22 protein-coding genes are annotated in these 24,257 nt (G+C 66.6%); 7 read left to right on the top strand and 15 right to left on the bottom strand.

All coding sequences use genetic code 11. From position 1 onward, the window contains the following. Positions 1 to 244 precede the first annotated feature (244 nt). A complete protein-coding gene (locus OHQ90_RS08215; protein ID WP_328408783.1) occupies positions 245 to 535 on the top strand; it encodes a YiaA/YiaB family inner membrane protein in 291 nt (96 codons plus the stop codon). A gap of 59 nt (positions 536 to 594) precedes the next feature. Here the strand turns inward: OHQ90_RS08215 and OHQ90_RS08210 are convergent, their stop codons facing one another. Together OHQ90_RS08210 and purL are read right to left on the bottom strand one after the other, a co-directional pair. Continuing rightward, entirely contained in the window at positions 595 to 2,358 is a 1,764-nt protein-coding gene (locus OHQ90_RS08210; protein ID WP_328408781.1) for an alpha/beta hydrolase, read from the bottom strand. Next, positions 2,355 to 4,649, bottom strand: a complete 2,295-nt coding sequence (gene purL, locus OHQ90_RS08205; RefSeq protein WP_328408780.1) for a phosphoribosylformylglycinamidine synthase subunit PurL — start codon at positions 4,647 to 4,649, stop codon at positions 2,355 to 2,357. The genes OHQ90_RS08210 and purL overlap by 4 nt, the downstream gene beginning before the upstream one ends. Before the next feature lie 246 nt (positions 4,650 to 4,895). Here purL and OHQ90_RS08200 point away from each other — a divergent pair, with 246 nt between their 5' ends. After that, positions 4,896 to 6,203, top strand: coding sequence for a glycosyltransferase 87 family protein (locus OHQ90_RS08200; protein WP_328408778.1), 1,308 nt, complete (start codon positions 4,896 to 4,898; stop codon positions 6,201 to 6,203). On the opposite strand, the gene OHQ90_RS08195 is transcribed toward OHQ90_RS08200, so the two are convergent. The 3 genes from OHQ90_RS08195 to OHQ90_RS08185 form a co-directional block, all read right to left on the bottom strand. Beyond that, positions 6,152 to 7,450 (bottom strand): M18 family aminopeptidase, encoded by a 1,299-nt coding sequence (locus OHQ90_RS08195; RefSeq protein WP_328408776.1) that lies wholly within the window; start codon positions 7,448 to 7,450, stop codon positions 6,152 to 6,154. The genes OHQ90_RS08200 and OHQ90_RS08195 overlap by 52 nt on opposite strands. 21 nt (positions 7,451 to 7,471) lie before the next feature. Further along, positions 7,472 to 8,458, bottom strand: a complete 987-nt coding sequence (locus OHQ90_RS08190; protein ID WP_328408774.1) for an aliphatic amidase — start codon at positions 8,456 to 8,458, stop codon at positions 7,472 to 7,474. A 210-nt stretch (positions 8,459 to 8,668) separates the two neighbouring features. After that, complete coding sequence (locus OHQ90_RS08185; RefSeq protein WP_328408772.1) at positions 8,669 to 9,094, bottom strand: MarR family transcriptional regulator; 426 nt, start codon at positions 9,092 to 9,094, stop codon at positions 8,669 to 8,671. A 167-nt stretch (positions 9,095 to 9,261) separates the two neighbouring features. Here OHQ90_RS08185 and OHQ90_RS08180 point away from each other — a divergent pair, with 167 nt between their 5' ends. After that, positions 9,262 to 9,621 carry a hypothetical protein gene (locus OHQ90_RS08180; protein ID WP_328408770.1) on the top strand — a complete coding sequence of 120 codons (360 nt, stop codon included), beginning with the start codon at positions 9,262 to 9,264 and terminating at the stop codon, positions 9,619 to 9,621. Between the two features lie 615 nt (positions 9,622 to 10,236). Here OHQ90_RS08180 and purQ read toward each other — a convergent pair. Together purQ and purS are read right to left on the bottom strand one after the other, a co-directional pair. Beyond that, on the bottom strand, positions 10,237 to 10,914 hold the full coding sequence (purQ, locus tag OHQ90_RS08175) for a phosphoribosylformylglycinamidine synthase subunit PurQ (RefSeq protein ID WP_328408769.1): 678 nt from the start codon (positions 10,912 to 10,914) through the stop codon (positions 10,237 to 10,239). Beyond that, a complete protein-coding gene (gene purS / locus OHQ90_RS08170; protein ID WP_328408768.1) occupies positions 10,911 to 11,147 on the bottom strand; it encodes a phosphoribosylformylglycinamidine synthase subunit PurS in 237 nt (78 codons plus the stop codon). Before purS ends, purQ begins: the two co-directional genes overlap by 4 nt. Before the next feature lie 136 nt (positions 11,148 to 11,283). Between purS and OHQ90_RS08165 the strand changes: the two genes are divergently transcribed. Continuing rightward, complete coding sequence (locus tag OHQ90_RS08165; RefSeq protein WP_328408766.1) at positions 11,284 to 11,928, top strand: MBL fold metallo-hydrolase; 645 nt, start codon at positions 11,284 to 11,286, stop codon at positions 11,926 to 11,928. A gap of 4 nt (positions 11,929 to 11,932) precedes the next feature. On the opposite strand, the gene OHQ90_RS08160 is transcribed toward OHQ90_RS08165, so the two are convergent. After that, complete coding sequence (locus tag OHQ90_RS08160; protein WP_328408765.1) at positions 11,933 to 13,297, bottom strand: dipeptidase; 1,365 nt, start codon at positions 13,295 to 13,297, stop codon at positions 11,933 to 11,935. 122 nt (positions 13,298 to 13,419) lie between these two features. Next, positions 13,420 to 14,301 (bottom strand): glutaminase, encoded by an 882-nt coding sequence (locus OHQ90_RS08155; protein WP_328408763.1) that lies wholly within the window; start codon positions 14,299 to 14,301, stop codon positions 13,420 to 13,422. 124 nt (positions 14,302 to 14,425) lie between these two features. On the opposite strand from OHQ90_RS08155, the gene OHQ90_RS08150 reads away from it, so the two are divergent. Continuing rightward, positions 14,426 to 15,880 carry a glutamate decarboxylase gene (locus OHQ90_RS08150; protein ID WP_328408762.1) on the top strand — a complete coding sequence of 485 codons (1,455 nt, stop codon included), beginning with the start codon at positions 14,426 to 14,428 and terminating at the stop codon, positions 15,878 to 15,880. 155 nt (positions 15,881 to 16,035) lie between these two features. Here the strand turns inward: OHQ90_RS08150 and OHQ90_RS08145 are convergent, their stop codons facing one another. Both OHQ90_RS08145 and OHQ90_RS08140 read right to left on the bottom strand, forming a co-directional pair. After that, entirely contained in the window at positions 16,036 to 16,737 is a 702-nt protein-coding gene (locus tag OHQ90_RS08145) for a DUF2334 domain-containing protein (RefSeq protein ID WP_328408760.1), read from the bottom strand. An 82-nt stretch (positions 16,738 to 16,819) separates the two neighbouring features. Beyond that, a complete protein-coding gene (locus OHQ90_RS08140) occupies positions 16,820 to 17,467 on the bottom strand; it encodes a nitroreductase family protein (RefSeq protein ID WP_328408758.1) in 648 nt (215 codons plus the stop codon). A gap of 129 nt (positions 17,468 to 17,596) precedes the next feature. Between OHQ90_RS08140 and OHQ90_RS08135 the strand changes: the two genes are divergently transcribed. Then, positions 17,597 to 18,064, top strand: a complete 468-nt coding sequence (locus OHQ90_RS08135; protein ID WP_328408756.1) for a MarR family winged helix-turn-helix transcriptional regulator — start codon at positions 17,597 to 17,599, stop codon at positions 18,062 to 18,064. An 11-nt stretch (positions 18,065 to 18,075) separates the two neighbouring features. Here the strand turns inward: OHQ90_RS08135 and OHQ90_RS08130 are convergent, their stop codons facing one another. After that, positions 18,076 to 20,262, bottom strand: a complete 2,187-nt coding sequence (locus OHQ90_RS08130; RefSeq protein WP_328408754.1) for a S9 family peptidase — start codon at positions 20,260 to 20,262, stop codon at positions 18,076 to 18,078. Positions 20,263 to 20,635: 373 nt separating this feature from the next. Then, positions 20,636 to 20,986: an ArsR/SmtB family transcription factor gene (locus tag OHQ90_RS08125; RefSeq protein ID WP_328408752.1), complete on the bottom strand. Its 351-nt coding sequence runs from the start codon at positions 20,984 to 20,986 to the stop codon at positions 20,636 to 20,638. A gap of 155 nt (positions 20,987 to 21,141) precedes the next feature. Here OHQ90_RS08125 and OHQ90_RS08120 point away from each other — a divergent pair, with 155 nt between their 5' ends. Continuing rightward, positions 21,142 to 22,587 carry an MFS transporter gene (locus tag OHQ90_RS08120; RefSeq protein ID WP_328408750.1) on the top strand — a complete coding sequence of 482 codons (1,446 nt, stop codon included), beginning with the start codon at positions 21,142 to 21,144 and terminating at the stop codon, positions 22,585 to 22,587. Between the two features lie 63 nt (positions 22,588 to 22,650). Here the strand turns inward: OHQ90_RS08120 and OHQ90_RS08115 are convergent, their stop codons facing one another. Both OHQ90_RS08115 and OHQ90_RS08110 read right to left on the bottom strand, forming a co-directional pair. Then, positions 22,651 to 23,610, bottom strand: coding sequence for an alpha/beta hydrolase (locus OHQ90_RS08115; protein ID WP_328408748.1), 960 nt, complete (start codon positions 23,608 to 23,610; stop codon positions 22,651 to 22,653). Positions 23,611 to 23,741: 131 nt separating this feature from the next. Continuing rightward, complete coding sequence (locus OHQ90_RS08110) at positions 23,742 to 24,179, bottom strand: HIT family protein (protein ID WP_328408747.1); 438 nt, start codon at positions 24,177 to 24,179, stop codon at positions 23,742 to 23,744. Between the last annotated feature and the right edge of the window lie 78 nt (positions 24,180 to 24,257).

Here is a 24,257-nt window from a genome sequence, read left to right as displayed (position 1 = left end):
CTCGCGTCCGAGCGGCCGAGACTCGCGACTTCGTCGCATGCGCTTCGGCCACTCGGACGCGAGCCGGCCGCGAACGGTCGCTCGTAAAACTCGCTCCGTGGTCGCTCGGTATGTCGGGAGAAGTGGGCCCGATCAACTAATTGCCCTGGTGGGCAAGAGATTAAGGACCGCGCGGCAATTACCCATTTCGCTCGAGTAGTTGTACCCGGTCGCCCAGGCGACCGGGCCAGCAGACTCAGTACCCATGAGCACCTCCAACGCACAGCCGAAGACCACCTCGGCATTCCTCGCGCAAGCCGCGATCGCGTTCGGCGTCAGCTTCTTCGGGACCGGCGTCGGCATCTGCTATCTCCCACTGGACATCTCACAGCGCGGCTTTCTGGCCATGTCGGTCCTGTTCCTGGTGTCGAGCACCTTCACCCTGGCGAAGGTGGTTCGCGACCAACAGGAAACCGCGAGTGTGCGCAGGCGCATCGACGAGGCGCGGATGGAAAAACTGATCGCGGAGCACGATCCGTTCAAGTCCGTCGCCTGACGGCGCTCACCTGAGCGGGCCCGGCACACGAGGGGTCCAGGTCCGCCCAGGTGGTGCGTTTACTTGAGCTGACGCTCGCGGATGGCCGACAACTCCAGGTAGTTCCGGATCCGATCCGACAGCTCCGCCGACCACCCCGGCGGCTGTGCGATCGCGGCCCAGCCGTCCAGCACCAGCGTGCCGTAGCGGTGCCCGTGCCCGTCGGTAACGCCTTGGGCGTTGGGCAGATCCGCGGCGACCTGCCAGAACGTGACGATCGGATACCAGGCCATCGTCGCGGACACATCCGGCCCACGCGGTTCCCGCAGCCAATCGGGTTCGGTGAACAGCAGGTCGGGCGTCCACCAGATCACCGGGTCCGAGGCATGCTGCAGGTAGGCGATGCGTGGCGAAAGCCAGGTGTCCGACGGCTTCGCCAGATCGCCGCGATCGTTGGCGAAGCGCACCACCAGCCCGTCGGCATAGGTCGGCAGAATCTCGGGCGCACCTGGATCCCGGCGTGTGGTGAGCTCACTCCACAGACGATTCGAGTTCGGCGGCCCGACCCACAGCACCCCGTCGGCCCTCGCACGGATATCCGCCAGGCCGGTGAAAGCGCCCTCCGAACCCTGGGAGCCGAGACTCTCGCCATAGACGAGCAGCTTCGGCCTTGCGTCCACGGGCCGCGCCGACCAATGCTCGTAAACCTTGTCGAACACCAGCTTTCCGGCCTGTGTCGCCTTCTCCTTGTCCGACAGGAACGACAGCACACTCGGCAGATACGAATACTGACTCGCGACGATCGCGGTGTCGCCGCCGTACATCATCTCGACGGATTCGGCGCTGGTCGAGTCGACCCATCCGGTGCCCGTTGTGGTCACCACAACGATCACCTTGCGGTCGAACGCGCCGGTGCGCTCCAGCTCGGCCACCGCGAGTTCCGCCTGCGCCTGCGGCCCGTCGGCCGACTCCAGTCCGGTGTACACCCGAATCGGCTCGCGGGCGGGCTTGCCGGTGATCTGACTGATGGTGGCGGCGTCCGGACCATAGGAAACAAACCAGCGCCCCTCCGAGCCGAGCGTCTCCCATGCCGCCAGTGAGGCCGGGCTGCCGGACCGCTCCGGCCCCTGCGGCTGCACGGCATTCGGCGAGGTGTGGCCGTTGCGCACACTGAATGCCGAATTCGCCACGTTGAAAAAGGCTTTGGACAGCACACCGTTGAAGAGCAGGATCGCCGCAAACGCGACGAGCACGAAGCCGACGGGCAGCGCCGCCCGGCGTGGGATGCGCACCCACTTGGTCAGCTCGGTCGCAACCCACCGAACCAGCCACCGGACGCCTCGAAATGCCCCGATGGCGATCGCACCCACCAGGGCACTCAACGCGCCGGTGCGCAGGAACCCCGAGGTGGTGATCGGATCCATACCCATCAGTGCGGTGATCTCGCGCTGCCACCGCGCCGACTGCACGAGCATCTGGACAGCGACGAGAACGCAGGCCACCACGATCGCGACCTTGACCGCGCCGGGCAGCCAGTTCGGCTGTTTCTCCAGCACGTGCGTCACCGCGGCGGGCAAGTGCACGCTGGGCCGAATCCACCTGCGGTACACCCATTCCAGCACGCAGCCGACCCCATAGCCGATGGCCGCGTTGATGCCGCTGACCAACCCTTCGAACAGCCAATCGCGCGGCAGCAGTGACGGAGTCAACGACCAGGCGAAGAAGACCGTGGCAACGACGAGCCCGGCGTAGTTGGGATGGAAGAACCGCTCGACGGCGCCGACAATCGTGCCAACGCCGTCGCGTAGACGTACTGAGACTGCTCGAGCCCCAGCCCCGGTCAAATGGCGCTGGCTCCGAACAGCTTCGGCAGCGTGCCCTCGTGCGCGGCGCGCAATTCGTCCATGGGGATGCTGAACTGGCCCTGGACCTCGACGGAATCAGCGCCTTGGTCGACAACGCCGATGCGCACCCACGGCAGCTCCCGCGCGGTGCACATCTTGGTGAAGCGGGTCTCCTCCGAACGCGGCACCGCGACAAGCACCCGGCCCGTCGACTCGGAGAACAGCGTCACGAACGGGTCCGCGCCCTCGGGAAGCAGGATGCGGCAACCGGTTTCGCCGGCCAGCGCAGCCTCGACGACAGCCTGGATCAGACCGCCCTCGGACAGGTCGTGCGCGGCGCTGATCATGCCGTCGCGCGAACCCGAGGTCAGCACCTCGGCGAGCAGCTGCTCGCGGGCGAAGTCGACCTTGGGCGGCACGCCACCGAGGTGGTCGTGGGCGACCTGGGACCAGATGGACCCGCCGAACTCGTCGTGGGTCTCGCCGAGCAGGATCAGCGTCTCGCCCGGCTCCAGGCCGAGGCCGGTCGGGATGCGACGGTGCACATCATCGATGACACCGAGCACGCCGACAACCGGGGTCGGCAGGATGGCGTCCTGGCCGGTTTGGTTGTAGAAGCTGACGTTGCCGCCGGTCACCGGAATGCCGAGCGCGACACAACCGTCCGCGAGACCGCGCACGGCCTGCTGGAACTGCCACATCACACCGGGATCCTCGGGAGAACCGAAGTTGAGGCAGTTGGTGACGGCCTTCGGTGTCGCGCCGGTGGTCGCCACATTGCGGAAGGCCTCGGCCAGCGCCAGCTGCGCGCCGGTGTAAGGGTCGAGCTTGGTGTAGCGCCCCGACGCGTCGGTGGCCAGCGCGATACCGCGGCCGGTCTGCTCGTCGATGCGGATAACGCCCGCGTCGGCGTGCTCGGCGAGCACGGTGTTGCCGCGCACGTAACGGTCGTACTGCTCGGTGATCCACTTGCGGCTGCACAACTGCGGGCTGGAAATCATCTGCAGCAGCGTGTCGCGCAGCTCGTCCGGGGTCTTCGGGCGGGTCAGCTTGTCGGTGCTGTCGGCGATGAGCGCGTCCTGCTCGTCGGGGCGCTGGACCGGGCGCTCGTAGACCGGGCCCTGGTGGGCGACGGTGCGCGGCGGCACGTCGACAACGGTCTCGCCGTGCCAGCTGATGACCAGCCGATCGCCGTCGGTGACCTCACCGATCACCGTCGCGAGCACGTCCCACTTGTGGCAGACGGCCATGAAGGCGTCGACATTCTCCGGCGTCACGACCGCGCACATGCGCTCCTGCGATTCGCTGGAGAGCACCTCGGCCGGGGTCATGCCCTTGGCGCGCAGCGGCACCTTGGTCAGGTCGATGTGCATACCGCCGTCGCCCGCCGCGGCCAGTTCCGAAGTGGCGCAGGACAACCCGGCGCCGCCGAGGTCCTGGATACCGACGACCAACTTGGCGGCGTACAGCTCGAGACAGCACTCGATGAGCACCTTCTCGGTGAACGGGTCGCCGACCTGCACGCTCGGCAGCTTCTTGCGGCCGGCGCCGGATTCGTCACCGGAGAAGGTGTCCGAGGCGAGCACCGAAACGCCGCCGATGCCGTCGAGCCCGGTGCGCGCACCGAACAGGATGATCTTGTTGCCGGTGCCGGACGCGAACGCCAGATGCAGGTCCTCGACCCGCATTACGCCCGCGCACAGCGCGTTGACCAGCGGGTTGCCCTGGTAGGAGGCATCGAAGACGGTCTCGCCGCCGATATTCGGCAGGCCGAGGGAATTGCCGTAACCACCGACACCGCGCACCACACCGTCGACAACACGGCGGGTGTCGGCCGCGTCCGCCGCGCCGAAGCGCAGCTGGTCCATCACTGCGATGGGCCGGGCACCCATGGCCATGATGTCGCGCACGATGCCGCCGACGCCGGTGGCCGCGCCCTGGTAGGGCTCGACATAGGAGGGATGGTTGTGGCTTTCCACCTTGAAGGTGACCGCCCAGCCGTCGCCGACGTCGACGACGCCGGCGTTCTCACCGATGCCCGCGAGCATGGAGGCCCGCATTTCGTCGGTGGTGGTCTCACCGAAGTAACGCAGATGCACCTTCGAGGACTTGTAGGAGCAGTGCTCGCTCCACATCACCGAGTACATCGCCAGTTCGGCGTCGGTCGGCCGGCGGCCGAGGATCTCCTTGATCCGCGCGTACTCGTCATCTTTCAGACCTAGTTCTTTATAGGGCTGCGAGATATCCGGAGTTGCTGCGGCTGCGCTGACGGTGTCGACCTGCGGAGTCACGGAGTACCAGGGTCCTTTCGGGCCGGAGCGCGAAGCTGGGGATTCGCCTCGAAGTTTAGCTGTGGCCCCCGAGGGACAGTGGGCCGCATCGCACCCGCCGCCCGGTTAGCCGGTTTTGCGCACCGATACCGGACGGTTACGCCGCCGAATCCCGTTGGCGGAATGTGACGCAAGACATGGTGTAGACCGCGGCCAATGGCTCGGTCGGCACACATCGCCCGACATCGCAACCGCTACGCTTTGGCGGTGAGCGATAGATCGGGGATTGCGGAACCGGCTGAGCAGCCCGTCACCTCGGAGCATGTGCGCCCGGAATCCGCAGCGACCGACCCGGTGTTGTCGCGACCCCCGATGTCGAACCGGCAGCTGCGCCGGCTGATCGGCGCCGTCGCCCTTTTCGTCGTTTCCGCCGCCGTCTCGCTGCTCGTGCACTGGTGGAGCGGCTATATCGATCTACAGGTGTATCGCACCGGCGCTCGGGTCTGGCTGGACGACGGCGAGCTGTACGGGCCGATGCCGCCGGTGATGGGGATCGGGCTGCCGTTCACCTACCCTCCGCTCTCCGCGCTGTTCTTCGCGCCATTGGCACTGATGCCGCTGCTGCTGGCCGAGGTGCTGGTCCTCGCCACATCCGTGCTCAGCCTCGGCATCACGCTGTGGCTTGTGCTCGCGCGCTTGCGCCCGGAACTGGACCGGATGGTCGTCCTCCCGCTGGTCATCACCGCGGTCGCACTGCTGCAATTGCTGGAACCGCTGCGCCAGACCTTCGGGTTCGGGCAGATCAACCTGGTGCTGATGGCGGCGATCACGATGGATTGCCTGGTGCGCAAACCGTTCTGGCCGCGCGGCATGCTGATCGGCATCGCGGTGTCGGTGAAGCTTATCCCGGCCGGCTACCTCCTGTATTTCCTGCTGCGCAAGGACTGGAAGGCGGCGGGCACCCTGGTGGTGTCGGCGATCGCGGCGGTCGGGCTCGGATTCCTGCTGTTTCCCGGCGATTCGGTCGAGTACTGGTTCAACACACTGGCCGACACCGGACGGATCGGGCCGCCGTACTACGCGGGCAACCAGTCGCTCAAGGGCATGGCCTTCCGGCTCGGCGTCTCCGATTCGCTGGCGACCCTGATCTGGATCACGCTGTCGCTGGTGGCGCTCGGGCTCGCCGCGATCTGGATGCGCAGGCTCATCGAGGCGGGCTCGAACGTGGCCGCGCTGATGGTCAACGCGGCCGCGGTCCTGCTCGTCTCCCCCGTCTCCTGGTCGCATCACTGGGTCTGGATCGCACCGGCACTTGTTGTCGCCGCCGACGCCATCGAGCGCGGCAGGCGCAATCGGTGGTTCATCGGCACCGTCGCCGCAGGCACGGTGATGTTCGCGATCGGCCCGCAGTGGCTGCTGCCACACCAGCACGATCGCGAGCTCGGCTGGGCCTGGTGGCAACAGCTCATCGGCAGCGCCTATGTGCTCGCCACCCTCGCGATATTCGTTGTCGCCGTTGTCAATTACCGCCCGGCCGGAGCGGGTGTCAGGAAGGCCGCAAGCGCCGCGGCGTAGGCCACAACATCGGCAGCGCCCATCAGCTCGCGAGCCGAATGCATAGCAAGCTGCGGTGCGCCGACATCGACGGTCGACATGCCGGTGCGCGCGGCCGTCATGGGGCCGATGGTCGAACCGCACGGCAGATCGGCGCGATGCACGTAGCGCTGCAACGGCACCTGCGCCTGGGCACAGGCCAGCGCGAACGCACCCGCACCCGCCGCATCGGTGGCGTAGCGCAGGTTCTGGTTGACCTTGAGCACCGGGCCGCCGTTCACCTCGATCCGGTGCGCCGGCTCGTGCCGGTCCGGATAGTTGGGGTGTGTCGCGTGCGCCATATCGCCGGAGGCACACACGGATCCGGCCAGCGCGGCCAAATATTCGGCGCGGCCGCCACCTCGGGCCAGCACGATGCGCTCCAGCACGGTCGGCAGCAGATCCGATTGCGCACCCCGATCGGACTGGCTGCCGACTTCCTCGTGATCGAACATCGCCAGCACCGGAATGGCGGCCCCCGGTTCGGCGACCGCGGCCAGGAACGCATGCAGCCCCGCGTAGCAGGTGCCCTGGTTGTCCAACCTGGGCGCGCTGACCAGATCGAAGTCGCGCCCGACCAACTTGCTCGGCGTCAGGTCGTGGGTCATCAGTTCCCAGCCGAGGATCTCGTACGGGTCGACCTCGGCGTGCTCGGCGACGAAAGCGAGGAACGAGCGCGGTGCGGACCCGACACCCCAGATCGCGTTGACGTGGCGCTGCGGATCCAGCGTGACGCCGCGCCGATCCTCGGACAGATGGATCGCCAGCTGCGGCACTCGCAGGATCGGCTCATCGATCCGAATCAGTTGGTCGCGCACCACATTTCCGTCGCGCACGCTCAGCCGACCCGAGATGCCGAGCTCGCGATCGAGCCACGAATTCAGCAGCGCACCGCCGTAGGGCTCGAGCCCGACCAGCTGCCAGCCCGCAACGGCGAGGTCCGGATGTTGCTTCACCCGCAGATTCGGACTGTCGGTATGCGCACCGACGACACGGAAGGGCATGTCGCCGGAGGAGTCCGCGGTCGCCCAGGCGATCAGCGAACCACCGCGAATCACGTAGTGCCTGCTCGGCCCGTCCGACGGCCACGACGCCGACTCCTCGAGCGGGGTGAAGCCGTTGGCCTCCAGCGCACGGGCGGCCGTACGGCACACATGGAACGACGAGGGCGACTCGTCGATGAACGCACACAATCCGGCGGCGGTGGCATCGGTACTGGAAACGGGCATGCCTGTGATCCTAGGCAGCCCTCACCGCGCCGCCGGTTCGCCGACCCGGTCGACGATCTCCTGGACCTGTTCCTGCGCCTTGACCGGATCGTTGATCCAGGTCCGGTAGAAGTCGAGCGGGCAGTCCGCGAGTCCGTGCGCGTGCGCGTCTCTTGTCGTGCCGCGATGCAGCAGGCTGTGCGGGCCGAACTGGTTGCGGTCGAAGTACCGCGTCTCGCGCACCGTCCGGACCGAAAGTCGCGCGGTGCGCACCTCGTTCGGCTCCGACCCGCACTGCGCGAGCGCCCGGCCCTCGGCGTCGATGATCGCGGAATGGCCGCAGTAGGAATGCACTCCGTCGAAGCCGGCGGCGCCGCCGACCACGACGTAGGCACGGTTGGCCCATGCCATCGCCTTGGCCATGGCGAGCTGCTGTTCGGCGGCGCACCCGCGCAGGCTCTGGCAGTGCACCACGAGCTCGGCGCCTTTCATCACGCAGTCGCGCCACACCTCGGGATAGTTGCCGTCCTCGCCGATGATCAGGGAAATCTGTATGCCCTTCGGGCCCTCGCAGACATAGGTCGTATCACCCGGGTAGCAGGCTTCGCCTTCGGCCGCGGGTGCGATCTTGCGGTAACGCTGCACAATCTCGCCGTGGTCGTTGATCAGCACGGCGGTGTTGTACGGGGCGCGCAGCGGGTGTTCCTCATGCCGCTCGCCCGCGATCGAGACCACGCCCCACACCCCGTTGCGGCGGCACGCCTCGGCAAGGACCTCCGTCTCGTCGCCGGGGATCACCGCGGCGGTGGAGTACAGCTCGGTCTCGTCGTACATCACGCCCATGGCCGAATACTCCGGCAGCACAATCAGATCCAGATCGCGATGACCCCGCCTCAGACCATCGATCAGATGACCGATCCGGTAGCAGTTCGCCAGCACTTCGGCACGTGTGTGCAAGCGCGGCATCATGTGGTTGATGACGGCCACATACACCGCATCGGGGTTCGACACAACCGCTTCGTAGCCCATCTTCGCTCCTGACGATCGACCAAACTAATTCTGTTTGGAAACATAACCGAAGGAACGGCATTCTGTGCACTTACTGCCGATGAACCGGACTTTCGAGACATTCATCGGATGATTTGCCCGAGCGACATGCACGCCGGAGATTTCATCGGATGATTTACATTCGCAGCAATTCGTCGAACACCGTGTTACCGAAATCCGGACCGTCGAAAGTCAGGTCGCGGAAACGAGTTCGAGCAGCCGCATCAGTTCGGCGTAACGGCGCGCACCCATCCTGGTCCGCAGCTGCTGCTCCGCACGCGCCTCCTCGGCCTGCACCGACTCGACCAACTCGACGCCGAGCCTGCTCAGCCCGATCAGAATCCGCCGCCGATCACCCTCCGCGGCCAGCCGGAAGATCAGCCCGCGTTCCGCGAGAAAGTCCGCATGCCTGGTCGCCGACGACGGCGCCAGCTGCGATCTGATCGCCAATTCGCTCATCGTGATGCCCGCCTCATTGGACAGATTCGACAGCATCGACCACTGATCGGCCGATAGTTGCCTGGCACACAGTGCATCGTCGAGGTGACTCAGCCAACGGCGTTCCGCAGCACGCAGCGCACCATGCAGCGTGGAATATCCGCCTACAATGGTCGTCATTATTTCCTGCCTGCCCTGAATTTCGCCCGAACGAGAAGAAGAGTACCGAATGTCAGCGTTCGGCGAGAGCCAAGACGGGACGATCGAGATCCTCAACATCGTTCCGACGCAAGGTCCCGGCGGTATCGTCGCCGCCTCGTGTGACGCGGCAATTTCGCTTGCCGTCGATGAAATCAACGGCAGCACCGGAATTCTGGGACGCGAAATTCGTACCACGAATATCGTTGGACAAACGCACACCCGACGGCCGCGCCCGCATGGCCCGCTACCGCAACCTGCACGGCAGCTTCGCCCCGGCACCGACCAGCTTCAGCAACCCCAGCTACGAGGCCATCCACACCTCGAGCGCGCTCGCATCGACGGTGGGCTCACTCGCTGTACCCGATATCCACGCCGCACTCGAAAACGGCGTCCTACTCGAAACCCCGTGCGGCACTAGAGGTTTCCTCGGCAATCAGGCAATCCAGCACGGCTACATCGCCCGCGCCGACGGCATCGACTTCGACGTAGTCGACCGCATCACTTAAGTGAGCGATCGTGACATTCCCGCCCGACCCGCGTACATCCACCGATGTCGCAAGCATCCCACCAACGCGCCCCTCGGTACGATGACACCTTCCGAGCGAAGCGAGACCCAGCACCAGAGTTCGCGGCGCATCCCACCCCCACAGCCGCCGAAGCGCCTAAACCAAAGTCGCAAGCTCAACAACCAACGCCCCCACCCGACACGACGACACCTTCCGAGCGAAGCGACACCGAGCACCAGAGTTCGCGGCGCATCCCACCCCCACAGCCGCCGAAGCGCCTAAACCAAAGTCGCAAGCTCAACAACCAACGCCCCCACCCGACACGACGACACCTTCCGAGCGAAGCGACACCGAGCACCAGAGTTCGCGGCGCATCCACCCCCACAGCCGCCCAAGCGCCTAAACCAAAGTCGCAAGCTCAACAACCAACGCCCCCACTCGGCACGATGATGTCTTCCGAGCGCAGCGAGACCGAGCACTAGAGTTCGCGGCCCGTCTCGCTTCCGAGCCGTCGAAGCGCATGCGCCGCAGGCGCGAGTCTCGACGGCTCGGAAGCGAGACCAAGGGGGCCGCGAACACGCAGCGCCGCAGGCGCTGCCAAAAACACAGCCAAAACTACACAGCGACCAGGGTGTCCAGAACCGAAAGGAAGAGACCAAGGCCGTCGTCGCTCGGGCCCGTCAAGGGCTCGGTGGCGTGCTCGGGGTGGGGCATCAGGCCGACAACGCGGCCGTTGGCCGAGGCGATGCCCGCGATGCCGCGCTGCGAGCCGTTCGGGTTGGCGCCCGCGTAGCGGAATACCACCCGGCCTTCGCCCTCGAGCTCGTCGAGCACGGCGGTGGACGCCTGGAAGCGACCCTCACCGGACTTCAGCGGGACGAGGATCTGCGCGCCTACCTCGTACCGTGAGGTCCACGCGGTATCAGCCGATTCCACGCGCAGCCATTCGTCGCGGCAGATGAAATGCAGGCCCTCGTTGCGGGTCAGCGCGCCGGGCAGCAGGCCGGCCTCGCACAGCACCTGGAAGCCGTTGCAGATGCCGAGCACCGGCAGGCCGCGGCCCGCGGCGCGGATGACCTCCCCCATCACCGGCGCGAACCGGGCGATGGCGCCCGCACGCAGGTAGTCGCCGTAGGAGAAGCCGCCCGGCACGACGACCGCGTCGACCTGCTTCAGATCGGCGTCGGCGTGCCACAGGCTGACCGCTTCCGCGCCTGCCAGCCGCACCGCACGCGCCGCGTCGACGTCGTCGAGCGTGCCGGGAAACGTGATGACCCCGATGCGCGCAGTCATGAGACGCGGACGACCTTCCATTCCTCGATCACGGTGTTGGCGAGCAGCGCCTCAGCGATCTGTTCGAGCTCCGCATCGCTGACACTGTCGTCGATGTCGAGTTCGAATCGCTTGCCCTGCCGGACATCCGAGACTCCGGCGAATCCCAGACGCGGGAGCGCGCCGACGATTGCCTGCCCCTGCGGATCCAGGATCTCGGCCTTCGGCATCACCTCGACCACGACTCGTGCCACGCGTTGCTCCTCAGGTGGTATTGGGGTGTTACCTGTGCAGCGTAGTTGTCCGAGCCGTCCGAGCCGCCTTCGGGGTCGGCTCGGAATCGACAGGGTGCCAATAGCCAACCGGCTGGGTGCCAAATAGCCTTGCCACATGCGTATAGCCCACTTCGGCCATTCCTGCATTCTCGTCGAACTGCACGGCAAGAAGGTGCTGTTCGATCCCGGTACCTTCGCGCACGGCTTCGAAGGCATCACCGGACTCGACGCGATCGCCGTCACCCATCAGCACCCCGATCACATCGATCCACTGCGGATCGACGCCCTGATCGAGGCCAATCCCGGCGCCCGGCTGCTTGCCGATCCGCAGACTGCGAAGCAACGCGGCGCACCGTGGGAAGCGGTGCACGCAGGCAACGTGCTGACGCTCGGTGGCCTGCAGATCACCGGTGGCGGTGGCAGGCACGCGGTGATCCACCCGGAAATCCCGGTGATCGACAACACCGTGTTCCAGCTCGGCACGGCCGAGGACCCCGCACAGCTCGTTCATCCCGGCGACTCGCTGTGGGTGCCGCCGGTGCCGGTCGGTGTGCTCGCCCTGCCTGCCGTCGCGCCGTGGATGCGGATCAGCGAGGCCGTCGACTACCTGCGTGCGGTCGGTCCACGCACCGCCTTCCCCATCCACTACGGCATTGTCGTGCCCGAAGCGCAGGGCATCTTCTTCGGCAGGTTTGCCGAAATGCGACCCGCAGATACCGAATTCAGGGTGATCCAGCCCGAGGACACCGCCGAGCTGTAGGTCTCTACGCCAGCTCGGCGTAGCTGGTCAGGAACAGGGTTTCGGCCAAGGCCAGGTGCTCGATCTCGCTGGGGTCCACGCTCTCGTTGGGGGCGTGGATCAGGCATTTCGGTTCCTCGACGCCGAGCAGCATGATCTCGGCGTCCGGGTAGGTGTCGGCGAAGACATTGCACAGCGGGATGGAGCCGCCCTGGCCCTGCGTGGTCGCAGGCCGGCCATAGGAGGCAGCGAGCGCGGCCTCCATCGCGACGCGGGCCGGTCCACCGCTGCCGGATTTGAAGGGTGCGCCGGTGGCCTCGGCTTCCAGGGTCAGCTTCGCCTGCCACGGCGTGTTCGCGTGCAGGTGCGCGGTGAGCGCTTTCCATGCCTGCTCCGGGTCGGTGCCCGGTGGGATACGCAGGTTGAGCCTGGCCCGCGCCGAAGGCTGGATGGATGCCGACGAGCCGACCACGGGTGGCGCATCGATGCCGAGCACCGTCAAAGCCGGTCGCGCCCAGAGCATATCGGCGACGGTGCCGTCCCCGGTCAGTTCGACCCCGCCGAGCACGCCTGCGTCCGCGCGGAACTGCTCCTGCGGATACTGCACGCCGGTCCACCGCTGGTCGTTCGACAGACCGGACACGGTGGTGTTGCCGTGCGCGTCACGCAACGAGGCCAGCAGCTGGATCAACGCGGCGAGCGCATCGGGAGCCGGTCCGCCGAACATGCCGGAATGCACAGGGCCCGCAAGGGTTTCGATCGTGACAACCACATTCACATTGCCGCGCAGCGTTTCGGTGAGGGTCGGCACGCCGACGGCGAAGTTACCGCAGTCGCCGACCAGGATCGCGTCGGCGCGCAACAGCTCCGGGTTGGCCTCGACGAACCGCTCCAGCCCGCCGGTGCCCTGTTCCTCGGAACCCTCTGCCACCAGTGTGATGCCGAGCGGCACCTCCGAACCGAGCGCCCGCAGCGCGGTGAGGTGCATGACGATATTGCCCTTGCAGTCGGCGCTGCCGCGGCCGTACCAGCGCCCGTCTTTCTCGGTCAGCTCCCAGACCGGGGTGCGCCATGCGGCGTCGTCCAACGGCGGCTGGACGTCGTAGTGGCAGTACAGCAATACCGTCGGCGCGCCAGCTGGCGCGGGGCGCGAGGCGATGACAGCTTTGCTGCCGTCGGGGGTTTCGTGCAGACCGACCTTGGTCAGCCCGGTCGCGGCGAACGCATCCGCCACCCACTGGGCGGTCCGGTGACATTCCGCCGGCGGGAATTGCCGGGCATCGGCCACCGACTTGAACGAAACCAGCTGGGTGAGATCGGTTTTCGCCTGCGGCATCAGAGCCGCGACCCGCTTGCGCAGTTCGGCTGTACGGGGTTCGTCGGAAGTCATGCCAGCGCCTCACTTGGTTGTGTTGTCGACCTTCATATCCTGTACGTGCGCCAGGTATGCACCGAGATGATCGGTCGGGGCGACGGCGAATTCACCCGACCGATCGGTCTGTGTCGCACCGGTCAGAACACCGAATAGCCGGTCGTCCTGGCGAAGGACGCCAGGGCGACCGCGCCCGCCACCGAATTGCCCTTCGCGTCCAGACCGGGCCCCCAGGCGACGACCGAACATTTGCCGGGCACGATGGACAGGATGCCGCCGCCGACACCGCTCTGGCACGGCAGACCGATCCGGTACGCGAATTCCCCTGCGGCATCGTAGGTCCCACACGTGGTCATGAGCGCGACGAGTTGCCTGGCATCGGCGCGGTGCAGCAGTCGGGAGCCGTCCTCGCGCAGCCCGTCCCGCGCGACGAGCAGACCGGCCTTGGCGAGCTGCTCGCAGGTGATGGCGATCGAGCACTGCCGGAAATAATGGTCGAGCGCCTGGTGCACCGGATTGATCATGTTGCCGAAACTGGCCATCAGATAGGCCATCGCCCGGTTGCGGTCTCCGGCGCCTTCCTCGGATTCGACCGTCACGCTGTCGACTTGCAGATCCGCAGCGCCGGTTTCCGCGCGCAGCAGGGCGTGCAGCGCCTCGAGGCCATTGCCGGTGTCGTGCAGTAATTGGTCGGCGACCACGATGGCACCGGGGTTGATGTACGGATTGCGCGGGATGCCGTTTTCCGCCTCCAGTTCGATGAGCAAGTTGAACGGCGTGCCGGACGGCTCGCGACCCACCCGCTGCCAAATCGGCGTTTCCTTCCTGCTGAGCACCAGAGCCAGCGCGAAGACCTTGGAAATACTCTCGATAGCGAAGGGCGTGTGCGCCTCCCCCACGCTGTAGACGTGCCCGTCGACGGTGGCAATGGTGAAGCCGAATTGCTTCGGATCGGCCTTCACAAGATCGGGAATGTAGTCGGCGACCTGGCCGGAACCGATGCTCGATTCTGTATCAGACATCACTTGCGTTATGACATGCCGATAGTCCATGGTGCGCATAGTAAACGATTGGCATCCATTATTGTTTCGATGAATATGCAGGTACAGCAATCAATTTCAAATCATCGACACTACTATCCGCAGCATGGCAAACATCAAGCGAGCCGCTACTCGGGAGGCTATTTCGATGTCCGACACCCCTGATCCCGACGACCTTTTCGCGATGCCCGGCCTCAGCAGGACCGCGCCGAAATCCGGGTTCCCGGCGCTGGAGCTCTTCCCCCAGGTCGCCTACGAAATCGTGCACGACGAACTCATGCTCGACGGTGTCTCCCGGATGAACCTGGCGACCTTCTGCACCACCTGGGTGGACGACCAGGCACGCAGGTTGATGGCCGAATCCCTGGACAAGAACATTGTCGACAAGGACGAGTACCCGCAGACGGCCGAACTGGAGCGCCGCTGTGTGCGGATGGTCGCCGACCTGTGGCACTCCCCCGATCCGGCGGGCACGCACGGCACCTCGACCACCGGCTCCAGCGAGGCCGCGATGCTCGGCGGCCTGGCCGCCAAGGTTCGCTGGCGGAAGCGGGGCGGCACCGGGACACCCAACTTCGTCTGCGGTCCGGTACAGGTGTGCTGGGAGAAGTTCGCCCGCTACTTCGACGTCGAAATTCGGCAGATCCCGCTGCGCGGTGATCGCCTGACCATGCATCCCGACGATGTGGCGGCCTACTGCGATGAGAACACCATCATGGTGGTGCCGACCTTCGGGCAGACCTTCACCGGGCTGTACGAGGATGTCGAGGGGATCGCCAAGGCTCTCGACCAGCTGCAGCGGGTCAGCGGCCTGAACATTCCCATTCATGTGGACGCCGCGAGCGGCGGGTTCCTCGCGCCGTTCACCGCACCGGATCTGATCTGGGACTTCCGGCTGCCCAGGGTGAAGTCGATCAACGCCTCCGGCCACAAGACCGGCCTGGCCCCGCTCGGCTCCGGTTGGGCGATCTGGCGCGAGGCCGCCGACCTGCCGCCGGAGCTGATCTTCAACGTCGACTACCTGGGCGGCAGTATGGCCACCTTCAACCTCAATTTCTCCCGCCCCGGCGGGCAGGTGATCACCCAGTACTACGAGTTCATCCGGCTCGGCCGCATCGGCTACACCCGGGTGCAGTCCCAGATCTACCACGTGGCAAAGCACTTGGCGGCAGGCCTGCGCGAACTCGGTCCTTTCGAAATGATCCACGCGGGCAATCCGCAACACGGCATCGCTGCGGTGTCGTGGCGGCTGAAAGACGAAGCGGACCAAGGCTTCAATCTCTACGACCTGTCGGATCGGCTGCGCACCCGCGGCTGGTTGATCGCCGCTTACCCGCTGCCCGCCGACCGCGAGAATGAAACCATCATGCGCGCCCTCATTCGGCACGGGTTCACCATCGATATGGCGGAAATACTGCTGTCGGATGTCATCCGCGGCATGAACCAGTTGGTGCGGCATCCGCTGACGACGCCGCTCACCAAGGCGGAGGCGGGCGGCTTCACGCACACTGCGACGGCGGCGGTACCGGACAACAAGGCGACCCCGAAAAAAGCGAAGTAGTAACGAGGACCGACGACGACATAAGACCCGCCGCGCGCCGCCGCCCGGTTACGCCATACGGGCGGCGGCGCTTCGCGGGGCGGTGCCGACCACACCATTCACCCGACCTTGTCGCGGGCGACCGCGGCCACCGCCGTCGCCCGCGCCTGTCCGGTTCACGCCGCCCGTGCGGCCGTGAACGATTCCCAGCGATAGACATCACCGACCGCGCCGTGCAGCAGGGCGAGATCGACCGCGTCGAGAATGGCCTGGCGCGGACCCGAGCGGTCGAGCTGGGCGGCCGAGATGGCCAGACGCAGCACGCCACCGCGGCGTGCGGTGCGGGCCGCACCCATCACCAGCGCGCGACACCACCACGGCTCGGCACGGAAGCCCTCGCCGATGCCGTACACGCGCGCTTTCTGCGCCACGTTACGTTCCAGGTCGAGCATCGAGGTCAGCCCGAGCGCGAGCCGGAACCCGACCTCCGGCAGCGCCTCGATGGCCCCCGCCGAAGCGTCCCACCGCGGCGCGGCGAACAGCCTGGTGCGCAGCTCCACCTGCTCCATCACCCGATCCGCCGCGGTGAGCCGCAACCGCGCCTCGTGGTGCGGCAGGGTGGCGAACTCGGCCCTGCGCGGCTTGGTCGCCGCCTGGTCGTAACCGTGCAGCACAATGGCGTCGCCCCGCGCGCGACGACCGCGCAGCCATGCCTGCGTCGCCGGATCGTCGACCAGCCGATACCGCCCCCTGAGCCGCGGCGCGACCAGCAGCGACATCGGCACACCACGCCGATCCATCTCCGCGCCGAACTCGATCGCGGCATTTCGGGTGGTGTCCCTGATCCCCGACACGGACACGATCAGCTGAGCGGTCATGAACCCACGGTGCCCTGGCCAGATGTACTGAGCGTGCAGCACGGATGACCTCGCGACGAACACCCCGTCACGCTCTTGTCGACTACCAGCGGTCCCAGTGCAGCACTTCGGCCCGAGGCACCCGCACGGCAGGCTTGAAGTCGGTGCCGAGGGTGTAGGCCAGCGGTATGAAGGCTGCGAGCATCACCTTGTCGTAGGGAATGCCGAGTGCCGCGGCGAGTTCGCGTTCCAGTGGGCCCTGCGCAGTGGTCCACGTGGTGCCGAGACCGCGAGCGCGGGCCGCGAGCATGAAGCTCCACACGGCGGGCAGGATCGAGCCCCAGGTGCCCGCCTGGATATCGACCGGTGCGCGGTCGGTGCGGCCTTCGATGGCCGGGATCACGATCGCGGGCACCCGATGGATGTTGTCGGCGAGGTAGCGCAGGCCGTCGAAGATGGCCGCGGTCGAGCCGGGGGCGAAGTTCATGCGGCGCATGTCGTCGGCGGTCAACGGCTGTCCGGCTCCGTGGGTCAGCGCGCGGCGGAAGAGGTCGCCCACCACCCGGCGCTTTGCCTTGTCGGTGACGACCACGAAATGCCAGCGCTGCCGATTGCGCCCGGTCGGGGCCTGGGTCGCGAGGTCGACGCACTCCTCGATCAGCTTGCGCGGCACCGGGCGGTCGAAGTCGAGCCGTTTGCGCACCGCGCGGGTCGTGGACAGCAGCTCATCCGGGGTCAGATCCAGGGTCATCCCACACTCCTCGGGCCGAATTCGTCTGTGAGCAGACGATCAGACCGTATTCCTGAAGATAATCTGCTGTCAAACGATTGGAGTGCAGATGAATAATGCTAGGCTCGGGGCAGCCACAGTGAGGGGACCATGCCGACAACCGACCAGAACGCCAAGCCGACCTACTTCCCGCGCCTGGCCGCCGAGCGGCTCGATATCGCGCTGTGCCGCGCCTCGGCCACCGTCGCCCGAGCGGGCGAAATGCATGCGAGCGCCCAAGGTCTCGGGGTAGGTCCGCACTTGGTGTTGAAGATGCTCGCCGCGGTCGGAGCCTGCTCACAGCAGACACTCAGCGAGGAACTGCGGATAGATCGCAGCGTGATGGTCAGCGTGTGCGACGACCTGGAGAAGTCGGGTTACGTACGCCGCGAGCGCAACCCGCACGACCGCCGCTCCTATGCCGTCACCGTCACCGACGCGGGCATCGACCGGCTGCGCGCGGCGGAAGCGGCCATCCCAGCCCACCTGGACGCAACCTTCGCGGCGCTGACCCCCGCCGAGCGTGCTCAGCTCACCGCGCTACTCGGCAAGCTCCTGGTGCCCCAGCCTGCCGAGTAACCCGGACTCGGCTACGCGTCGGCCAGTCCGACGATGTCGAGCATCCAGGCGTATTCGAACGCGACTTCCTTCCACTTCTCGTAGCGGCCGCTGACCCCGCCGTGGCCTGCGCTCATCTCGGTCTTCAACAGCAGCGGGGCGTCGCCGGTCTTGGTGGCACGCAGCTTGGCGACCCACTTGGCCGGTTCCACGTACAGCACGCGGGTGTCGTTGAGGCTGGTGACGGCCAGGATGGCCGGGTAGTCGGCGGCCACGACATTCTCATACGGCGCGTAGGACTTCATGTAGTCGTAGACGTCCTTGTCCGCCAAGGGATTACCCCACTCGTCCCACTCGATCACAGTGAGCGGAAGGGACGGGTCCAGGATGGAGGTGAGCGGATCGACGAACGGAACGTTCGCGAGGACGCCGGCGAACAGCTCCGGCGCCAGGTTCGCCACCGCGCCCATCAGCAGGCCGCCCGCGCTGCCGCCGTCGGCGACCATGACGTCAGCCGAGGTGACATCGGTATCGATGAGATGCCGTGCACAAGACACGAAATCGGTGAAGGTGTTCTTCTTGGTGAGCGTCTTGCCGTTCTCATACCAGAGCCTGCCCATCTCGCCGCCGCCGCGCACGTGGGCGACCGCGAACATCATGCCGCGATCGAGCATGGACAGCCGCGAGACCGAGAACGACGGGTCGATGCTGGCCTCGTAGGAGCCGTAACCATAGAGCAGCAACGGTTTCGGCGTGGAGGTGTCGATGCCCTTCTTCCACACCAACGAGATCGGAATCCGGGTGCCGTCGGCGGCGACCGCCCAATCACGATGCTGCTCATAGTCGTTCGGGTCGTATCCGCCGAGCACCGGCTGCTCCTTGCGCAGCAACAGCTCACCGGTGGCAGGCACGTAGTCGAACACCTGCAGCGGCGTGATGAACGAGGTGAGGCCGATCCGCAGCGTCGGCTGCTCCCACTCGGGATTGGCGCCCGAGCCGACCGCGAAGAGCGACAGATCGAACTCGAGCTCACGGCGCTCGCCGTACCCGGCTTCGGTCAGCGGCCAGACAGCCACCCTGGTCAGCGCCTCACGACGGTAGCTGAGGACCAGGTGATCGGCGAAGCAGTCGATGTCCTCGATCCGCACGTCGTCACGATGCCCGATCAGCAGGGTCATCTTCGACGGGTCGGCGACCGGTGCGTCGGCGAGCACGAAGTTCTCCGCCTTCACTCCGTCGACGACATCGTTGTGCAGGATCAGGAAGCGGTCCTCGCCGCCGACCACCGCATGCTCGGCGGAGTACTCGACGCCCTCGCGGCGCGGCAGGATGACGCGGAATTCGCCCTCGGGATTGTCGGATTCCAGTACCCAGCCCTCGGTGGTGATCTTGGAGCCGACCCAGATCATCAGGTACTTCTCCGAGCGGGTGGCGCCGATGCTCACCCAGTAGCGCTCGTCGGGCTCGTGGAACACCTGCACGTCGGTGTCGGTGGCGGCGCCGAGGTGGTGGCGCCACACGGTGTCGGGCCGCCACGATTCGTCGACCGTTTGATAGAAGATGTGCGAGCCGTCCAGCGACCAGGTCGCACCGGGCGCGGTCCCCACGATCTCGTCGGCGAGCAACTCGCCGGTGCGGAGGTCCTTGAAACGCAGCACGTACCGCTCGTCACCGGCGGTGTCGACCGAGTAGGCGAGCAGATTGCCGTCATGGCTCAGCGAGAACGCGCCGAGCGCGAAGAAATCGTGGCCCTCGGCCTGCTCATTGCTATCGAGCAGAATCTGCTCGCCGGGGATCTCGGTGCCCACCTCCAGTTGCGGCGGCGTCCACGCGTCGATCCCCTCGACGTCGGCATCGATGGGACAGCGGCAGTGCACGCCGTACTGCTTGCCCTCGAAGCTGCGCGAGTAATACCAGTACTCGCCCATCCGCGTCGGCACCGAAAGATCGGTCTCCTGGGTGCGCGCCTTGATCTCGTCGAAAATCTTCTCCCGCAGCGGCTGCAGATGCGCGGTCTGCGCCTCGGTGTGGGCGTTCTCCGCCTCCAAGTACGCGACGACCTCGGGGTTCTCCTTGTCCCGAAGCCACTCGTACTCGTCGACGAAGGTATCGCCGTGGTGCACCCGCTCGGTCGGGACCGTCTTGGCGATCGGCGCCGTCACCACCGCCGACCCGCCGTCGGGGTTAGGGATCGTTCCGGTACCTGTGTCGAGAGCCATGGGATCCACCGTAGCGGCGCACCCCGGTGTCGGCGTGTTGGCGGGGCAACTCCGCCATGAGCGGTCTGTTTTATCGGGCGGCGACACACCTTCGAGGCCGCCCCGACCGACCACGTCTACTACACGGTGATCCACCGCACCGAAGACGTGGAGGTCCTCGGCCCGCCGGCGGGCCCCATCCTCCTGGGCGCCGCGGTCCCGGCCGCAGGCGGCGTGATCATCGCCATAGCCCGCGCCATCCGCCCGCCCGCCGGCTCGGACAGCCCCCGGTAGACCGCAACAGCACACCTCTCGAACGGGACAGCGCTGCACGAAAGCACCGAAGCCCTCGGTAGTCCCGGAGCGTTGCCGAGCCGTGGGGATGGGCGTGCTGTCAGGGGCGAGCCGAGGGGGTTCCGGAGGGGACGGCTTCGTCGCTTCGGGCGCCGGTCAGGATCGCGTCGAGCAGGCCCGGGTAGCAGGCGTCGAGGTCATCGCGGCGCAGTGAGACGAGATTTTCGCGGCCGGAGGGGATCTGGTGGATCACGCCGCCCTCGCGCAGCACGCGCCAGTGGTGGGTCATCGTCGATTTCGCGTTGACCTCGATGAGCTCGAGCACGCTTGTGCAGTTGTGCTGGCCACCTTCGGCGAGCACGCGCACGGCGGCGAGCCGGATCGGGTTGCCCAGTGCCGAGAGCACGTTCTCGATGCGGATCTGATCGCGGTTCGGGTGCTGAAGAACCATAGTCCGATAGTACCGCGATATACGAACAATCCCTTGACAGATCGTACGTATTGACTAGTACAGTCCAAATGTACGCCATTATACGTACGGTCGAACGGTGTGGGCCCCACCGTTCGACACCTCCGTCTCACGCAGCCAGAAAGGCGTGCACTCAGATGCCCACCTCACTCACCGGCCAACGGCTGGGCTGGACGCTGGCACTGCTGGCGTTCGCGCAGCTGATCTTCGCGCTCGACCTCAATATCGTCTTCGTCGCACTCCCCGAAATCGGATCCGACCTCGGCTTTCCCGGCCAGACCCAGCAGCTGGTCGTCAGTGCATACGTCGTGTTCGCCGGCGGCTTCCTGCTGTTCGGCGGGCGCGCGGCCGACCTGCTCGGCCGCCGCAGGATATTCGTGCTCGCACTGACGATCTATGCCGTCTCGTCGCTGATCGGCGGACTTGCGGGCAGCCCGATAACCATCATCATCGCCCGCGCCGTTCAGGGCATCGGCGGTGCACTGCTGTTGCCCTCGACGCTCGCACTGCTCAACACCCTGTTCGACGAGGGCCCGAAACGCAATCGGGCACTGGCGATCTGGGGCGGCGCCGGGGCGAGCGGTCTGACGGTCGGCGCATTGCTCGGCGGCGTGCTGACCGACGGCTTCGGTTGGCCGGCAGTCTTTTTCGTGAATGTTCCGCTCGCCGGCATCGTCGCGCTCGCCGCACTGGTGGTGATTCCGCGCGATCCAGCGGGCGGCCCGCGTCGCTCCTTCGATCTGCCCGGCGCGCTCAGCGTCACCGTCGGGGCGACCGTGCTGGTGTTCGCGCTCGTCGAGGGGCCCGAAGCGGGTTGGGGCAGCCCGTTTGTCGTGGTTGCTTTCGTCGCTGCGGTGCTGCTGCTCGCGCTGTTCACAGCCATCGAGGCGCGCAGCGCGGATCCGCTGGTGCCGTTGCGGCTGTTGCGCAACCGCAGTCTCACCGTCGGCATGGCGGTCACTTTTCTGTACATGGCGACATTCGGCGTGCTCCCGTACTTCCTTTCGCTGCTCATGCAGGGCGTCCACGGGTACAGCGCACTACAGGCCGGCCTGGCCTTCCTGGTGCCGTCCCTGGCCATCGCCACCGGCACGCAACTCGGTGAGCGACTCACCACTCGCATCGGCGGTCGCACCACCCTGCTCATCGGCTTCGCTGTCGGAGCGGCGGGCACGGTCGTCCTCGCGGTCGGCTTCGACCCGGATTCGAGTTTCGCCGCACTGGTCCCCGGCCTGGTGATCTCCGGTATCGGCCAGGGCATCGTCTGGACCGCCATGTGGATCACCGCGGCAACGGGCACCGCCGCGCACGAACAGGGGGTGGCGAACGGCATCGCGTCGACGGCAATGAATATCGGAAATGCCATCGGCCTTGCGATCTTCACCGTCCTCGCCGAACTCGGCACCGCGGGCAAGTCCGGTGCCGCTCTGCGGGAGGCCACCGCGCACGGCGAGTCGTTTGTGGTCGTTCTGACGGCAGCCGGGATGGCGCTCGGGCTGGTTGTCGTCCTCGTGCTGCCCCGACACCGGGTCACCGATTCGGATGCGGTGTCCGCCGGTCGGCCGCCGGTCGTCGCGGGATAGCCCACGACGAATGACGAGCCCGGCCCTATGTCGGGCCGGACTCGTCGTTCCTGCACAGCAGAGTCAGGCCCCGATTGCCTGGCCGATGGTCGGCCACGAGGCGTGCAGGGTGTCCTGCCAGTAGGACCAGGAATGGGTGCCGGTGGGGCGGTAATCGACGTGCGCGGGGATGCCCATGCGGCGCAGACGCTGTTCGAACGAGACGGTGCACACGTTGACGCCGACCTCCACCGGGCCACCGAGGAAGATGTTCTCGGCCAACTGCGGCTTGATGTCGGCCTCGTACGGGCCGGGGATTCCGGTGCCGGTGGACAGGTAGATCGTCTTGCCGCGCAGTCGCTCGGCCAGCAGCGCCGGATCGTGCTCGGACCAGGCGGGGCTGCCCGGCACGCCCCACATCCGCATCGGGTTGCCACCGCGGTTGGCGATCGAGAACATCACCGCAGCCTGGGCAAGACCGGTGTCCGGGCAGGCGCTGTAGCCCGCGACCGCGCGATATAGCTGGGGATTGCGGACCGCAAGAATAAAGGCCGCGTTGCCGCCCATGGACAGGCCGCCGATCGCGTTCACACCGTTGCCACCGAAGCGGTCGTCGATGATCGGCGGTAGCTCCTCGGTCAGGAAGGTCTCCCACCGGTAGCGGCCGAACCGCGAGTCGTCCTGCTGCCAGTCGGTGTAGTAGCTGGCCTGGCCGCCCACCGGGAGCACCACGTTGACGTTCTGGCTCGCGAAGAAGCTCTCGGCATCGGTCGCGTTGGTCCAGGTGCTCTGTCCGACGCCGGGATCCAGGCCGTCGAGCAGGTAGTACGAGGGGCGGGCGCCGCCGCCTCTCGGGTGCAGTACCTGTACTTGGATGATCTTGCCCATCGACGGTGACTCGATGAACACCGCGGACTTGGTCGGGCCGAGGTCATCAATCCTGACCACCTGGGCGGCCGCGGCCTGCGCAGGCAGCGACACGAGGGGTCCGAGCACACCGAGCGAAAAAGAGAGCACCACTGCAGCAACAATTCTTCGTCGCATGTCCCGCTCCATCAGCCCACCACAGTTGGCAGTCAAACTAACTCACCGATAGCTGTCGCGGGCGGAAAATGGCATTCGGGCATTTCTTCAGCAAACCACGGGTCGACGCTACCCGCCGCCCACACAGCGCTTTACGAAGCTTGCGCACTCCGCCCGAGCGCGCCGCGAATAGACCCGGCCAGATAATCGAGGTCGGCCCGTTTCGGGCTGGTCGGTCGGCCACGCAGACCGAAGCCGTCACCCGGCCTGCGCGGGATCACATGCAGGTGCACATGGAACACCTCCTGGCCCGCGGTCACCCCATCGGCCAGAAAAAAGTTCACTCCGTCGCAGCCCACTTCCGACACCCGCAGCGCCGCCGCCAACTGTTGCCCCACCTGGAACAACTTCCCGCCGACCGACGGATCCAGCTCCGCGAGACTGCGGGCGGCCACCTTCGGCACCACGAGCAGATGCCCCGGCGTCATCGGCCGAATATCCATAAACGCCAGCACATCGTCGTCTTCGTACACCGTGCTCGCGGGCGCCCGCCCGGCGATGATGTCGGCAAAAATCGTGTAAGGGTCCACACAGCACCCTAACGAGCGCACGCGAGCACCCCGCCCGGCTCCCGCCGACCAGCGTGTGATCGGCGGGAGCGGCGGCGG

Source organism: Nocardia sp. NBC_00403, from assembly GCF_036046055.1.
Taxonomy (GTDB): Bacteria; Actinomycetota; Actinomycetes; order Mycobacteriales; family Mycobacteriaceae; genus Nocardia.
The sequence above is the reverse complement of the archived record's forward strand: the minus strand, read 5'-3'. Positions and strand labels throughout refer to the sequence as shown.